General features: G+C 35.3%; 8 protein-coding genes. 1 reads left to right on the top strand and 7 read right to left on the bottom strand.

Annotated features, from left to right (window positions below; all coding sequences use genetic code 11):
- The 7 genes from PF572_01335 to PF572_01365 all read right to left on the bottom strand — a co-directional run.
- On the bottom strand, nt 1-2,745 hold a 2,745-nt coding region (locus tag PF572_01335), incomplete at its 3' end, for a hypothetical protein (GenBank protein ID MDA3839708.1).
- Between the two features lie 300 nt (nt 2,746-3,045).
- Nucleotides 3,046-7,632, bottom strand: coding sequence for a hypothetical protein (locus PF572_01340; GenBank protein MDA3839709.1), 4,587 nt, complete (start codon nt 7,630-7,632; stop codon nt 3,046-3,048).
- Nucleotide 7,633: 1 nt separating this feature from the next.
- Entirely contained in the window at nt 7,634-9,553 is a 1,920-nt protein-coding gene (locus PF572_01345) for a hypothetical protein (protein ID MDA3839710.1), read from the bottom strand.
- A gap of 553 nt (nt 9,554-10,106) precedes the next feature.
- Complete coding sequence (locus tag PF572_01350; protein ID MDA3839711.1) at nt 10,107-11,417, bottom strand: O-antigen ligase family protein; 1,311 nt, start codon at nt 11,415-11,417, stop codon at nt 10,107-10,109.
- Entirely contained in the window at nt 11,389-12,321 is a 933-nt protein-coding gene (locus PF572_01355) for a hypothetical protein (protein ID MDA3839712.1), read from the bottom strand. The genes PF572_01350 and PF572_01355 overlap by 29 nt, the downstream gene beginning before the upstream one ends.
- 286 nt (nt 12,322-12,607) lie before the next feature.
- Nucleotides 12,608-13,693 (bottom strand): DNA recombination protein RmuC, encoded by a 1,086-nt coding sequence (locus PF572_01360; GenBank protein MDA3839713.1) that lies wholly within the window; start codon nt 13,691-13,693, stop codon nt 12,608-12,610.
- 470 nt (nt 13,694-14,163) lie between these two features.
- Nucleotides 14,164-14,661, bottom strand: coding sequence for a YdcF family protein (locus PF572_01365; protein ID MDA3839714.1), 498 nt, complete (start codon nt 14,659-14,661; stop codon nt 14,164-14,166).
- A gap of 511 nt (nt 14,662-15,172) precedes the next feature.
- On the opposite strand from PF572_01365, the gene uvrA reads away from it, so the two are divergent.
- Nucleotides 15,173-18,000, top strand: a 2,828-nt coding sequence (gene uvrA / locus PF572_01370) for an excinuclease ABC subunit UvrA (protein MDA3839715.1), incomplete at its 3' end; no start/stop codon positions are given.

Here is an 18,000-nt window from a genome sequence, read left to right on the forward strand (position 1 = left end):
TGACCTTCCAGTTCCACCATCAGCAACGGCCAACTCTGTAATGCCGGAAATTGAACCACCAGTGATAGAAACCGCATCTGAATCTTGATTATAAATAGTACCAAGTCCAAGCGCTGTTCGAGCGTTAGCCGGAGTATTTGAAGTCCAAGAACCAGCATTAGACATCATAAAATTCCCATCCGAATGAGTAAGCCCAGCAATATCTAGGAGATCAGCATTGTAGGCTTGAACATCGGTGCCAACAACTAATCCAAAACTACTAAGCATGTCAGCAGTGTTTGTTGCTCCAGTTCCACCATAAGCAATATCTAGAATATCTGTCGTAGTTGAGAAGAAGTTTTCTAAATTCCAGTCACCCCAAGAATAAGCATCATCCCAATCTCCACTCAAAAGAGTCACTAAATTATGTGTATCATTCCAATTTGTTGAAGAAGCGATAATTATGTCAGAGGCTGAGTCCCAAGCGCTTGAATTTGCAAAAACTTCGTCATAAGCATAAGTCCAATCTGAAGAACTGGCATTAACTAAATCTGTAATACCGGCCCACTCTGTAGATGATGCTGACAAAGGAATACCGTAGCCAGCTTCAATATAAAATTCTCCTGTTCCTGAATCATAAGCCAGATGCTGAGTAGTTGAAGCAGATAAACTATTTAGAGTAATAAACAATGATGAAAGGTTACTATAATGAGACAAATCATTATCTACCACAAAATCCATCGAACTTGAAGCATCATTATATGAAACAGAAATTAAAGTTTGAACACTATCAGCATCCATAGCTAGACCACCAGATAGATCTTCTATTTCTTCGTCTGATCTCCAAGTATCAAGGCCAACTGAACTAGCTGGAGCCCAAATATAACCATCACCAGCATCGTTTACTTTTAATATTGTTCCTGTAGCGCCCATTGTTAGCTCTGTAAAAGTAGTAGAATCGAGCATGTACGGAATAGCAAATTGTGTCCAAGAAGAACGACCAGTTCCACCATTGTCTACTGCCAAATCAGTTCCGCTCCAATTATCATTGTTTATAGTATTTAATTGAGCAAGTGAACCAAGACCAAGATTTGCTCTAGCACCTGCGACAGTTGTTGAACCAGTTCCACCATTTAATATTGAAAGAGGCCCACCATTTAAACTAAAATAATTTTCCAGTGAATAATCTCCCCAAGAATAAGCTTCTGCCCATTCGGTAGTTGAGGCAGTAAGAGGAATATTATAAGAAGGATCTACATAAAATTCTCCAGTGCTTGAATTGAAAGCCAAGCCTTGAGTGGTTGATGCTGATAGGCTCGTTAAAGTTATAAAATTGGCATCATTGGTATAGGCACTTAAATTATTTTCAATATCAAAGTCAATTGTATTTAAAGTATCGTTATAAGCAATATCCAGGAGACCACCATCATAATTGCCGTCAAGCATTAATCCAGCCACATCTTGAATTTGAGAATCAGTTCTTGTTAATCCAGCACTTTCTTGAGTAATCCATTCATAATTACCACCAACGTTAATAGATAAAAGCATGCTTGATGAAGCTGATTTGAGTATTTCTCCAAATTCATTAGAGCTTGAAGCTATAACAATAGAACCAGCTGTCCAAACATCTTTACCAGTTCCACCATAGTCCACACCGACCATATCACCTTCCCAAGTACCGCCAGTAACTGTACCGACTCCGTTTACAAGGAATTGTGAACCAGCATCAACACCAACAGTTAACATTGCACTTGGAGTATTTGTACCAATCCCAACTGAACCGTCGTTTGAAACGTGGAAAATACCACCAGTAGTACTCGCATTATAATTAATAAGTTCCATCAAAGCTCCACCTCCATATTGTGTTCCCCAGAGAAGAGGATCCATTGAAGAATATGATGTTTTAGTCCCTGTTTCAAAATAACTTTTATCAATAACACAATTCCCTGCAGAAGCAAAACATCCATCATAAATACCAGGCAAAGAACCAATAAAACAAACTGCCGTGTCTTCTATTTCACAACCAGTTCCGTCAGTTCCTATATCACCATCACAATCGATAAATGTTCCATCACAAACTGGATTACAACTAGCATTATAAACAACATCATCTTCTGTTCCGTATTGAGTTACTAATGTTCTTATTTCACAACCGTCCCCACCAGTACCGAGGTCACCATTACAATCTATATAACCACTATTACATTCTGCGATACAACTTTGATCTGTTGCATAATGAGCATTAGCTTCTCCCGGGAAAGCGGTGGTTCCATATCGAACTTCACAACCGTCAACATCCGCAATAGAGCCGTCACATTCTTGATAACCTGATTGACAGTCACCACAAGAAGAATTGACGTCGTTACATTCTGTTGTTCTATTTACTGTGTAACAGCTTGAATCATAATTACATTCCCAAGTACTACAATAAGGACTAGACCCAGCACTCTCATCATAACAATCAAGCCAAAAACCAGGAGATCCTCCAGGATTGTTTGTTCCTGTTTCTGTTGTTGTGCTAGTTGGCGGTGTTAGGGTTGAAGTATCATAACATTGAGCTGTCCCAGTTAAGTCACCACAAATATTTGTTGGAGCACAATTTTGTCCAGGATAGTTAGCCTCGTCAACAACAGGACAAGCAGCTGCGTCTTGTACCCAATAAGTTTGGGCGGAAACCTCGTTCACAGCAAAAGACATCATTACTGTTAGTAAAAACAGAAATAATATTCCTTTTAAGCTAAATTGTATCTTCTTTAATAGATTCATCTACGAAAAATAGATTATTATTATATTAATAGATTTTTCCTTGTCATCTCGAGCGTAGCGTAGTCGAGAGATCTTTTTTTTAAGAAAAACACTAGCACTACTCCCAAAGAGATTTCTCCACTCACTTCGTTCGGTCGAAATGACAAAGGGAGGTGTATTATTAATATTTTTTTCTGAATACCAACCTGATATTCAAATTTCAAACATTAATTTAAATTTTTCTAGATTTACCCGAGGGGCACACTGCCGGGTCCCTATACATTTTAATTACAGGGCAGGCAAGCCCGGAATGACAAAGAACTATTGCGACGAACAACAAGAAATGGCTTTAACTACTTCGCAGTTTGTTAGCCACCCCATTCCACCACCATCTGAATCTAGTGCCCAAAAGGCACCAAGCATAGTATTGGAATTAGATGTCCAACCCTGACAATCATTTGAATTTGAAGTATAACCCGGAGGTCCTTCAGCTACCCAAGCTGTTCCAGCCCAAGTAGATATATCTCCTTTTTCAATTGAAACTATAATATCGTATGTTCTACACATATAAGACCCTGGAAATTCATTTGAACAACGTTCGTTTCCAGCTTGATATCCTGCAAATGTAGAGGTTGCAAAATCTCCGTTTGTCATGATAGTGGTTGTTCCGACAAAAAGAGAATTATCGCCAGTTATTCCAAGACTCGTTGTTGAAACCCATTGGCCTGGCCCATCTCCATCTGACTGCCAAATTTCTCCATTTGTTCCAGTGGCATTTATTCCAAAAGTAGCCACGTCATCTAATCCAAGATTTGTTCTTGCCCCTGCTGCATTTACTGCTCCAGTACCACCATAAGCTAGACCAAGTATATCTGTCGTAGTTGAGAAAAACTGAGAAATCGAATTATCAAAAAGACTCAAATCAGAATTCACAATATATTCTATTCTGCCGTCAATATTGTCATTGTAAGTTATTGTAATGAGAGAAGTTGTTCCAATCATTCCACCGGCAAAATCTTCTACTTCTTCTTGGCTCAGATTTGTATCAACTCCAACCGAACCAGCGCTTACCCATTCATATCCATCTCCGGTAGAATTTACCTGCATGATACTTGAGCTAGCACCAATAATTGTTTCACCAAAAGTTGTCGCATCAATCATGTACGGGATAGCATATGGAGTCCAAGAAGACCGACCAGTTCCACCGTTAGCAACTGCCAAGTCTGTTCCCAACCAATCGTCATTATTAACTGTGTCTTGAGTAGCTAATGTTCCTAGGCCAAGATTTGCTATAGCACCAGTAGTAGTTGTTGCTCCAGTTCCACCATCGGCAATAGTTAAAATATCTGTTCCTTTAACAAAATAGTTTTCTGTTGAATGATCTCCCCAATCAAAAGCAGAGGTCCAATCTGAACTTGAAGCAGATACTGCTGTGGCTGTATTTGTCCAAGAGAGAGTATTGGCTGTTGTAGGGATTTCATAACCTGCTGTCATTGAGAAAACTCCACCAGCATAAGAAATCCCTGTAATTGTTTCTGAAAGACTTCCAGTTGTTATGAAGTTTGAAGAAGTATTATCATAAAGACTCAAATCATCATCGACTACAAAATCCATGTTATTTGAACCGTCGTTATAGGTAACAGTTATCAAGGTGTGTGTTCCGGTTGTGCTTGCTATCATAAGTCCAGCGAAATCTTCAACTTCTTCTTGAGAAAGTTGTGTGTCAACACCAACGCCAGTTGCATTTGTCCAAGTGAAACCTCCAACACCATCTGAAGTTAAAATATCGTTTCCAAGACCATTACCAGAAACATTTAATTCAGTTGGGGTAATAGAATCATCGATTACATCAATTGTTCTAGTTACACCTTCACCCAAAGAACCAGTCACGATGATTGAACCGGTACCGGTTGCATTCGCTAGATAATTTCCTGTGGTATGAGTTCCGAGAGTTATTAGGTCGTTTAAACTTGTTGTGCCAGTGCCGCCATCGGCAATAGTTAAAATATCTGTTCCTTTAACAAAATAGTTTTCTGTTGAATGATCACCCCAATCAAAAGCAGTAGTCCAATCTGAGCTTGAGGCTGAAACTAATTGAGTTGTACTTGCCCAAAGACCAGTATTTACTGTTGTTGGGATTTCATAACCATTTGTCATTGAAAAAATACCATTAAAATAAGTAAGGCCAGTTGCTGTACTTGAAAGTGAACTAGTGCTAATAAAGTTTGCATCGTTTGTATAATTACTTAAATTACCATCGACTTCAAAATTCATTGTTCCAGGTGCTTCACCGTTTGCGTTGTATGTAACAGTGATTAGTGAATATGGTGAAGAAGTTGCTATTAAATTACCGGCGAAATCTTCAACTTCATCTTGAGATAGCTTTGTATCAGTTCCAACATCTCCAGATGCTGTCCAAGTGAATCCTCCAACTCCATTGCTTGTTAAAATATACCCATTTGTTCCATTTCCAGAAACTGCTAATTCTGCTGGTGAAATAGAATCATCCAGAACATCAATTGTTCTAGTTACTCCTTCACCTAGGACACCGGTTACTATGATCGAACCAGTTCCTGTTGCATTCGCTAGATAATTTCCTGTGGTGTGAGTTCCGAGAGTTATTAAATTGTCGAGTGAGGTTGAGCCGGTGCCACCATTTGCTATTGGTAGGACTGAAAGTTCTGCCCAAACGCCGCCAGTTACAAAAGGCAAGCCAGTCCAGCCACTTGAGTCCTGTCCTGTTCCACCTTGACTTGGGTCAAGCATTCCTCCGATTGCATTAAAATCTATTCCAAGTGAGCTTGTTGATACCCAAGTTGGAACACCAGAGACACTTTGTAATATATTTCCATTAATACCTTGTAAAACTTCTCCGATTATATCTTGAGCGCTAGCATATAAAAGTGAATTGGCTTGAAAAGTGCTAGTTCCAGTTCCGCCCTCCGCAACCGTTAAAAGGTCAGAGCCCTTAACAAAATAACCTTCAGCTGAATGATTTCCCCATCCATAAGCTTCGGCCCATTCAGTAGTACTAGCATTTAGTGGAATAATATAATTGCCATCGAGAGAAAATGTAGCCGAGACAGTCGAGGTTGATAAAATTATTCCTGGGATATTATTAAATAAATCATTAGTTGAAACAAATGAACTTGTAGCATTCGAGAATAAACTCAAATCGTCTTCAACAATAAAATCCATATTTGAAGTTGAGTCATTGTACAAAATTGAAATCAAAGATTGAGTTCCAGTTGTGGTTGCCATAAGAGCACCAGCAGCATCTTCTACTTGTTCTTGATTTAAACCAACTGTCCCTGGATCAATCCAAGCATAACCAGTTGCTCCAGGGTTTACTCCGAGCAAGTAGTTTCCAGTTCCAATTGTTATTTCTCCAAAAGTGCTAGTTCCAGTTAAATAAGGAATAGCGTATTGACTCCAGCTTGATCGACCAGTTCCACCGTATGGAACATCAATAACTGAACCATTCCAAACACCCTCTGTAATCTCGCCGCTTGTATTTACTAAGAACTGACTACCAGCGATAGAGCCAACAGTAAGAAGGCTATTGTCAGTTGAAGTCCCAATTAAAATATTCCCAGCAGTATAATAAGCTGTTGTGCCACCGCTCTGCCATGTGCCACCAATCTTTCCCCAAAACATATTTCCACTAGAATCAACCATCAATGAATCATCTCCAGTATAGGCATTTGTTGGCAACGTGAATACAGCATTTGAACCAAGAGTACTTGAAGCTTTTAGGGCAAAGTAATTTGTATTTCCAGTATCATAAAATCGAAGTTCATTTTCATCACTAACTGCAATATTGTCAAAAAGAGATGAACCATCAACTTCAAAAATATATCCATCAGATGAAGTTGCTGTATTTCCAACTACGACGATTTGTGATGTATCAACTGGTCGAATAATCCTAGAATTTGACGATGTTGCCCAAAGTCCAGAGCCACCAAAACCTGCCAAGTCAACTTCCCAACTTACATCTCCAGCTCCATTAGATTTCAAAACGTATCCTGGGAAACCATCAGCCGCAGGCATAATGTATGAGCCAATAGCAACTCGACCATCAGACAAAACAGAAAAGGCTGTTGTTCCACCATTTTTTATTTCAACCAAATCACCAGTTCCATTTTGAGTTATACTTAGAGCCGCGCTTGATGAGCTAGCGGTCATATTAACAATATCTGTAAAACTCCATTGACCTGTAACTACTTCATCTTCGGCTAGACTTGCAAAGTCAGTTTCTGATTTTCCATTCAAGAGAGAAGAATTAAAAGCTTGAGTCACCGAAGTGAAAGGTTTTCTTGGTTGCATTGTTTCGCCGTTGAAAGTTGTCTCTAAATACATGGGCGTATTAAAATCTAGGATAGTTAAATCAGAAACAGTTCCGAGGTTTAGCATAGCCACCCCACCATCAACTCTAGGTCTATTATTTATAGTATCGCCAATTGTCCAAGGAGTTCCAGAGGAAACTGTAAGTTGATTTATACTTGTATCAATATCAGTAATAATAGAATAACTAGATGACGCAGAGGCGTTTGTTAAATATTGACCAACTCGAAGGGTGCTAGTTGCTTGAATTGGAATATAGGTATAGGTAATACTAGAAACACTCGTTGTTGCTCCTGTAATAGTTCCCGAAAAAGAACTTGAAGCATTCAAGTCTTCCGACCACAACAAAGTTCCACCAAGAGAATCATCATAAATCCTAAATTCAAAATCATAAACTCCGTTTTCAACATTTGATCCGTCAGAATTAATTATCTTTCCTTGAAAATCAAGAAGTGGATTAATCGCAGCGTCAACGAAAACATTGTTTCTGAAAAACAAAACTCCAGAAGCCATAAAAATGACTACAAAGATAATTATTTGTTTTTTAGAAAAAATATTTTCCATTTTATTTCATTATTTCTTTAACCCATCCAAAAGTATCTTCCAAAACTCTAATTATTACATCAATAATTGATTCACTTTTTTTAGGAGTCATAAAAGTGTGTGGATCTGAAAGTGTTTCATTTCCTCCTGAATCAATACTCTCAACTCTAAACGTATAAACTGTTCCGGCACTAAACTCTGTAAATAAAGATATATGGTCTTTTGAATAATCATTGTTTACTTCTGTACTTCCACTCAATTCAACATTTGGACCGTGAACCCCTTCCATATAATAAATTCTAGTTGTTGCTGGCTCATTGGTAATCCAAGAAATAACTGTTTGTGTTCTTGCTTCTCTATCTGATGAAATTGAAGAATTAGTTTTGATTTGTGAAATTTCTGGAGGAAAATCATCTTCTGAGGTTGAGAAAGGATCAATAATTTCCGTCGCCACATTTCCATTTATATCTTCACTTTCAATCTTTACATTATAAATTATCCCTGGTTGAAAATCTGAAACAGTCATTTCATGAATTACGGTTTTAATATTTTCTTTTTGTTCTTTAGTCTCTTCAATTGCCAACATATTACCTCTATATGGAGTGTATTTGACTGTGGAGTTAGATTCTTTATTTGTTATCCATTTAAAAATTGCTTCGTTATCATCAACTACTTGAGAAAAAAAGTTTGAGATTTCAATGGTTTCAATACTTGTTGTAAAAGTATAATCTGACGTGGCTGCCATTGGTCCTATTTCAGCCTTAGAACGAAGTTGATAATGATATGTTGTATTTGGTTCAAGACCAAATAATTCTAACTGATGATCTTGAGATAATTGTTCTGGGTCACCAATAACTCTGTTATATGGATTTTCAGAATTCGGATTGTAGTCCATCTCAGAAGCCAAGGCAACAAGGCCAGAAGCGTCAATATTTGTTCTCCAATAAACCGTTGCCTTTTTAGCATCAATCTCAACTCTAGGGTCAGCATTAAAAATTGGAGCAGGAATAAAACTAGCCAACTTATCAAGAGAGTTGTATGGGTTTTCCAACTTATCTTTCAAAACTTCAGTTGATATAGTTCCTGCCATAGAATCCATTATTTCAACGGCTTTTTTCAAAAGAGAATCAAGATCATCAGGAGGAATAACTGTATCGACAATCCCATCGTCATCTGTATCTACCATATTATCTTCATCAATTAAAGTCTTAAAAATATTGTTCTCTGAATAAGCAACATTTCCCCAATCATCACTACTCAAAACTCTAAAACTATATTCAGTGTCTGCTTTTAAGCTTATCAATACTACTCTATGCTCTAGCAATGCGTCCCACTGACCCTTTGTGTTTCCATATGTCGTATCAAAACCGTACTCTACAAAACTGGTTGATTCTTCATTGGTGGTCCAAGTAATTTCAGCACTGTCTTTGGTAATACTTGCTATTTGTATATCTGATATCTCAGGTCCAAATTTATCTGTTTTGTCGATAATCAAAACTCCTCCTCCACCAGATGATGCTGGTGGTGTTGGATCAGATCCAACGGAGAATGAGTTAATACCACTTAATGTTTGATCGCCGTTTGGAGATTTGGATTTTACTCGATAATAATAAGTTGTCGACCAATCAAGACCAACGATTGAAATACTGTGGGATGTCACTGATTCTCCACCATTCCCTTGCTCATGACTTGCAGTAAATGAAATATTGTCATCGTAAATTACATAGGAATTCGAAGGAACATCGGTAGACCATGTAACTGTTGCAATATTAGCAGACACAGAAGAGGAAATAGAAGAAATAGCTGGTCCATTAAAAGTATGTAGGAGATTTTCATAGATAACATAATTACTGCTTCTCATTTCAGCAAAAGAACTTAGTGGTAGCACTAAGAATGTCAGCAGTAAAACTGCTAATGTAAATTTTTTCTGAAATTTTTGCATAGGGTATCTGAGCTTGTTTGGAATATTAATCTAGACATAAATTTCCTAATTTTACGGAAATTTCTTTTAAAAAAATTTTAGCAATGCGATTTATTGGTCAAATATTTTTAAAAGGAATCTACTAAAACAGAGCATTTAGGACCGATTTATATGGACTAATAGGCTTAATAAACAAAAAACTAAACCATAAATGGCTTAGTCCAAATCAAAGATTTTTGTTTTTATAATGCATGGGGATTATAAATTTCTAAAATTTTATATGCTTGTATTTATCTGCTTTTATTTTTGTTTTATTTAAGTTAATACTATTATAGCAAAATTCGGCTCCTCTCTCAATGTTAGCCTAAATATATTATAACATTTTTTGGTACTTTACATCAAGTGGTTTATACACAGCTTAATAAGAAAATAGAAATATGGTTAGCCAATATTAGCAAAGGGGACTTATTAATAAGTGCTAATAAATACTAATTTTGAAAAGTCAAAAAAAGAACGCCTAAACATTCTTTTGGTGAAATAATTATCCACAGTTAGCAAAATATTTTGAAATTAATCAAGCGCTTATTTTTCTTTGAATCAAGGCCAAGATAAAAAATAAAAACATAATCCCAAAATGCAAACTCCAGAGCCAATGATCAAAAAGAAAAAGCATCAAGATTGATATAATAAGAAAAAAATCGAAAAATAGTTTATTTTTAAAACATTTATAAAGCAAAAAAGCAAAAATAGTGAGGAAAGTAATAAAACCCAATAAACCAAGCTCAGCTAAAGAAAGCAAATACACATTATGGACAGGTTGGTAGTTCCAGGCTTCTCTCTCTTCAATATCAAACAACTTCAATTGGCTCGTATAATTATTTATACCAATTCCAGAAAATAAATTTTCTTTAATAATATTGATTGCTTCATTTGTCTGATTCAATCTTTCTGTATTGGATATATTTTCCAACCTAGAGCTTGAATTAAATCTTTGCAAATACAAATTACCATAAAGAGAAAAAGAAATAATTGAAATAGTAAAAAAAGTTAATATTATTTTGAATATTAATTCTCTTCTATTCCTGTCTCGTATCGACCAATATATTAAAAATAATATATAGATAATGAATATTAAAAAGGCTGCTCTTGAAAAACTAAACAAAAAAGAAAAGTATAAAAAACTTAAAATTAAAAAATATACAGACTGTCTCCTAAAAGAAATAGAATTTCTATGTTTTAACTCTAAGAGATATTTAACAAACATAAAAATTCCAAGAAAAATAAATATTGCATACATGTTAGGATGGTCAAGTCCTCCGTAGGCACGAAGTATCCTAGTTTTATCTTCTAGCTCAACAACAAATGTTCCAAGTACGTTTGGGTCATGCGTCGCCATCCCCAAATATTTACTAGGAAGTGAATAATTCTTAAAGAATTGTAAAATACCTATGATCGATTGTAAAAAAACACCAGATAAAAAACTAAGTGTCATTTTTCTATGACTGTAATTACTTTCACTTATTATAAAAAATAAAAATAGACCTAAAAGTATTTTAATATATCCATACAGGGCCAACGATTTAGAATCGGCAAAAAAGATTGAGACAAAAACTAAAAACTCAAAAAATGCTAGCAAATACCAGATTTTTTTAATCTTTATTGGTTCTTTCTTTCTGACAATCACGATAGTCGAGATAACTAAGAGTCCAATCAAAAATATATCAACAAGATAAAGACTAATGGTTCCGTATTCCCAAAAGGCTCCTCCTAAATATGCTTGTTTCAAAAACAATCTTGTTTGCAATGGCAACAAAAAAACCAAAAGATAGATTCCGTATTCTAAAACACTATCCAAATTATATTGTAATTTTCGAAATACTTTCATTGTATTTTTTTAAAAACTCCTCTCTCTTGTCTTCTAAGTGTAGCTTGATAATTTTATCACTAACAATAACTCCTTTTTTTTCTGGAATCAATCTTAACAAATTTTCAGGCATTATTTTCAACTGAAGTTTTTTAATAGTTTTTTCTAAACCTCCAAACAATACTTCCCAATTTCTTTTATAAAAATTATTATTAAATTCTTTTATTTTTCTTTTGGCTGAAATATCTTGTGTAAAATAATTTGGAAACTCATCAATTATTTTCTTATTGCTTTCTATAAATTCAGTAAATGAATTACCTCTAGAATAAATTGGAGCTAAGTTTAGAAACCAATAATTAAAATAAATATCGTTCTCTCCTTTTCTCACCAAACTCATATCCATTTGTTCCACACTAACAAAAAAACTCAAACAAATCTTATCTTTAGTATCATTTTTTTGCGGTCTTACATTTAACAATTTAGCAAGCATGACTGCAAAAAATCTTGTTAACCAGAGTCTATTTTTGTCACTTACAATAAACAAATCAATATCACTCTTATCGCGCAAATTATCTCTTCCTATCAAATTAGCGACACATATAAGCCGAATCCAAGGAATAAAACGGAAAAGAGTAGTCATCTTAAGGGCAATTTTTAATTTTCTATCGGAATAATTATATCTTTTCTTTCTTTCTTGAACATATTCTTCTTTCCCGTACAAGTAGAATAATCCGCCTTTTCGCTCGACAATTTTCTTTTCTACTAACACCTGCAATTTATCAGAAACATCAACATAATTACTCTTCAGCTTTAAATATTTTAAAACCTCATTTACCGTTAGAGGAAATGAAAATAAATCAAAAAAAGCAATCGTCTCCACAATTGCCCCCCTTAGATTTTTTTGTTTTTCGTTATTGTTTTCCATATAAATTCCCCTCATGTTTATCCCGTTCGCGGGGAGAGGGGTACCCAAAAAAATAAATACTAAATTCTAAGCATCAAATTCTAAACAAACTCTAAACTCCAAACTCTAAACATCGACTCTTTGTCATTCCAGAATTTTATTGGAACGCTAGTGGAAATTAAATATCTGGAATCCAGAAAAAAATTTAACTCTAAATTCTAAATAGAAATTATTAAAACAGTTTTGAATTTATTTTTTTGTATTTGTTTAGATTTTAGAATTTAGTGCTTAGAATTTTAATTACCCCCTATTCTTCCTTCGGTTTATCTATCACAAGCGGTTCCATTTCAGACTTACCTTCAGTTATCTTAACAACATCTTTATCAATCTTTTTTAGTTCCTTATAAGCATTATTATAATGATTAACCGTAGTACCCATACTGAGGCCGAGTTTTTTCATAAAATCCTCGTAACTCAACATATGTTTTCCAAGCTTTTCGACATTCGCCCTTATCTCTTTAGCTGATTCTTCTATTTGTAGTGCTCTTAAGCCCTGTAAAACAGTCTGCAAATAAGCCAGGAAGCTGGTTGGTGAAACAATAATAACATGCTTTTCTTTGAAGGCGTATTCAATCAAATCTCTTGAATTAACTCCTGTTCCAACAGATCCTACTAGTAAATCATAATAAATAGATTCAGAGGGAATAAACATAAAAGCAAAATCCATCGTTCCTTCATTTGGTTTTACATATTTTGAAGTTTCATCAATCCTCACTTTCAAATCATTCTTAAAAAGCTTTACATATTTATCACGAACATCTTTGTCGGATGTATTTATTATTTTTTCATAATTCTCCAGAGAAAACTTTGAATCAACTGGAATTATTTTGTCTTTCACCCGAACAATAGCATCAACAATAGTTCCGTCTTTAAACCCATACTGCATTTGATACGAATTTGGGGGTAAAACATTTTTTAAAGTCTCTTCAAGATAATATTCTCCAATAATTCCTCTCTGTTTTGGGTTCTTCAAAATATCCTGCAAATTCTGCAATTGAGCCGAAAAATTAACAACCTGTTTGTTGGTTTCATCGAGCTTTGTTAGTCTCTCCGAAACATCAGCAATCAACTTAGCAGACTGTCCAGTAATTCCTTCAACGGTCTTCATTATTTGTCCTTGTTGGTCTTGATTGGATTTGTGAGTTTGTGACAACTTTCCATCCATTTCTTGCCTTAAAGTATTATTCTGATTCTCAAGTTGAGACAGCTTCTCAAGCATTACAACCAGCTTATCACTGTCTCCCAGGTCTTTTTTGCGCAGAAGAAGAAGAATAACAGAGATTACCCCTAAGGTTAGTAAAATAAGTAATATAATTATAAATATATTTTGCATAAATGACTTTATTTCTGATATCCTTATATTAGCAATAAATTCTTATTATTTCAACTAATATTATACACATTTCATTAAGGATTAATGCACCACTCCCTTTATTGACGCTGTATTATCGCCTGATATAATATAATCAAACCTAATATAGAATAGTGCCTGTTCAATAAGACATTTCGAGAGAAGTCTGAAAGTTCAGTATCACAAGTACTTAAACATTGTTGGAACCACATCAGAGTTTTGATTCCTAGGATTTCAGAATGAAAGCGCTACAGAATCATGGAAAGAAAAACGGGATTGCTAACCTCATTGTTTATAGAAACTATGAGACCTAGTCTATATTAGGTTTTATACATAATTGTAATTTTTTCTAATTACTCTATGTTTAAAATATATATGATTCTATTAGACTTATTGTGTTTTAAAATTAAAAATAGCCATAACTTAAATTAAAGTTATGGCTATGGCTATGGTTACAATGATCGTTTTTTCCTTATTTTTAGCTCGGGTATTTTACACCCGTTTTTATAAAGAAATAGAACAATAACACCAATAATTTCTACTATTATTTTCTTAGTTGAAAATAATTGAAAGTTTCTATCACCGATCATTTTTACTCTTTTAGAAAAAAATAACCTCCAGACTAGAGAAGTTCTTAGTATATGATAAGAGGACGTAATAACCAATATTTCCCTATCCTCATTAAGTAGAGGTAAAAGAAACTCACAATTTTCTATGGTTGTGCGACTTTTGTTTTCTACAATAATTGTTTTATATCCTCTTTCAATAAAAAATTTCCTCATTGCTTCAGAAACTGAAATATTGTTTTGGTTTTTTGTAAAAACACCTCCTGTTAGAATTATTTTATCGTTTATATTAGACAATTCAATAGTTTTCAAGCATCTGCTTAAAGAATCTTGATCAAGCTCATAACCAGAATTGCCACATCCATGAACAACAAATGTTTTCATTTTTATTCTCCTTTATCAATGAACAAATTAAACAACATTTTATTATACAATATTTTTACTTTTTGTCAAGACACAGTCGCTACATTCTACTCCGAAGCTTCCGCCACGTCACAGTCTCTCCGACAGAGGACTGTGACGTTTTTTTATCCCATTCTCTCAGATAACCAACTAAAGAAGTTGCACAACCTGTAAACGTCTTGTATTAAAACTCCGGGTACAACCCGGAGCTAGCTGATATATTTCTTTCCGCCACGTCACAGTCTCTCTCAAGAGGACTGTGACGTTTTTATTTTACAGATAGCCTAAACATTTTTAATCGTATACATTAAAATATACATTATAATGTATATATAATACCTTCTCTCTCGGGGGCGGTGTCGTTTTATTTCCCAAATATTCTCTGTTATGTATTATATGCTACATGTTTCATGGCTTACTCTTGCCAAGACCTCTTTTATCATGTAAAATAATTCTCGACGTTTAAAAAAACTATATATTTAAAATAAATAGCATGATTGAAAATTTCATCAAGATAAGAGGGGCTCGAGTCCACAATTTAAAGAACATTGATATCGATATTCCACGTGACAAGTTCGTGGTTTTAACTGGTCTTTCTGGCTCAGGAAAGTCATCTCTGGCTTTCGATACAATATACGCCGAAGGACAAAGACGATACGTTGAATCACTTTCTTCTTATGCTAGGCAGTTTATTGGCCTAATGGACAAGCCTGATGTTGATTTGATTGAAGGTCTCTCTCCTGCTATTTCAATTGATCAAAAATCCACTAGCCACAACCCCCGTTCAACAGTTGGAACAGTAACTGAAATCTATGACTATATGAGACTCCTTTATGCTCGTGTTGGTATTCCTCATTGTCCAAAATGTGGTGAAAAAATAAAACAATATTCAATTGATGAAATATTAAAACAAATTAAAAAAGATTATAAAGAAAAAGAAGTAATTATTCTCTCTCCGATTATCAAAGACAAAAAAGGTGAACACAAAAATGTTCTAGAAAGAATAGAACGAGCAGGATTTCAAAAAGTTTGTTTTGACGGCGTCGTCTATCCCCTGGAGGAAGTGGAGGACATGAAGGTAGATAAAAAGAAAAAGCATACCGTCCAAATCGTAATTGATAGAATAACCATAACAACAAACAAGGATGATATAGCTAGATTGAGTGACGATGTTGAGAAAGCCCTTGATTTGTCCAACGGCTTGATTTCAATCAAGGAAGTTGAAACAGGGAAAGAGAGTATTTATTCTCAATTGTTTGCTTGTCCTACTTGCGAAATCAGTCTTCCTGAAATAGAACCTAGAAGCTTTTCTTTTAATTCTCCTCACGGTGCTTGTGATGATTGTTCTGGTCTAGGTACTAAAATGGAAATTGACCCAGAACTAATCCTCAACAAAAATCTAACCATTGCTCAGGGTGGAATTAAACCGTGGATAGCCACAGGCGGTCCTAACCAAGGTTGGATGATGCGAATTCTAGGAACAGTTGCCGGAAAACATGGCTTTGATCTAAACACTCCTATAAAAAATCTCAGTCCCGAGCAACTAAAAATAGTTTTGTACGGAGCTGGTGATAAAAATTACAATGTTGAATACGAAAACGAAAAATATTCCGGCGAACTAACTACTGAATTTGAAGGAGTAGTTAACAACCTTGAACGAAGATACAAACAAACTGAGTCAGATTTTGTTCGGAAGGACATTGAAACATACATGAGAGTTTTGGTTTGTCCTGCTTGTTCTGGAAGACGTTTGAAACCAGAGATGCTCGCTGTTACGGTTGTAGGAAAATCTATTGATGAAATTACTTCTATCTCAATACTCGAAACAAAAAAATTTTTTGAAGAACTTGAAAATACAAAAAACCTTTCCGCTCGTGACAAAAAAATATCAAGCCAAATTATTAAAGAAATAAAAACGAGACTAACTTTCCTTCTAAATGTCGGGCTTGATTATCTAACTGTTGGCCGAGCTGCTAACACCTTGTCTGGCGGTGAGGCTCAAAGGATACGTCTCGCTACTCAAATTGGTTCTGCCTTAGTTGGAGTTCTCTATATTTTAGATGAACCTTCCATCGGACTTCATCAAAGAGATAACGACAAATTAATCAGCACTCTAAAAAAACTTAGAGATCTTGGTAACACTGTTATTGTTGTTGAACATGACGAAACTACCATGGAAGAATCCGACTGGGTGATTGATATAGGGCCAGGAGCTGGTTCCCACGGTGGAGAAATTGTCGCCGAAGGAACAATCACTGATATAAAAAATAATCCAAATTCTTTAACTGGAAAATATTTGTCAGGGAAGAGAACCATTACTGCACCTGGAACTTACAGAAAAGGAAATGGATATTCAATCAAAATACTAGGGGCAACTGAAAATAATTTAAAAAATATAGATGTAGAATTACCTCTAGCAAAATTTGTTGCCATTACCGGTGTTTCTGGTTCAGGAAAGTCTACTCTAATGACAGACATTCTTGCCAAGTCTCTCAGTCAGAAATTCTACAGAGCCAAAGAAGCTCCCGGAGCGCACAAATCAATTGAAGGTCTTTCAAATATAAACAAAGTAGTTAATATTGACCAATCTCCAATCGGAAGAACCCCCCGATCTAATCCAGCTACATACACAGGTGCTTTTACTCCAATTAGAGAGCTATTTGCGTCATTACCTGAAGCTAAAATAAAAGGGTACAAAGCTGGCCGTTTTTCTTTTAACGTTGTAGGTGGCCGATGTGAGGCTTGTTCTGGTGATGGTATGGTAAAGATAGAAATGCAATTCTTGCCTGATGTCTATGTAGAATGTGATATCTGTCACGGGAAAAGATACAACAAAGAAGCTCTAGATATTCACTACAAAGACAAAAATATTTCCGATGTTCTGAATATGACAGTTGAAGAAGCTATGAAATTTTTCCGAAATATTCCCGCTATCAACCAAAAACTAACCAGTCTCAATGATGTCGGTCTTGGGTATATAAAACTAGGTCAATCAGCGACCACCCTCTCTGGTGGTGAGGCTCAAAGAGTAAAGTTGGCCACTGAATTATCCAGAAGAGCGACTGGAACAACTCTCTATATTTTGGATGAACCTACAACTGGTCTTCATTTTGATGATATTAAAAAACTTTTAGTTATTCTAAATAAATTAGTCGACAAAGGAAATACGGTTCTCGTTATCGAACACAACCTAGATGTTATTAAATCGGTTGACTGGATAATAGACATGGGCCCAGAAGGTGGAGAACGGGGAGGCGAAATAATAGCCGTTGGAACACCAAAGGAAGTGGCAAAGGTTAAGAAAAGCTATACTGGGAAATA

The organism is Patescibacteria group bacterium (assembly GCA_027858235.1).
GTDB lineage: Bacteria > Patescibacteriota > Patescibacteriia > Patescibacteriales > BM507 > BM507.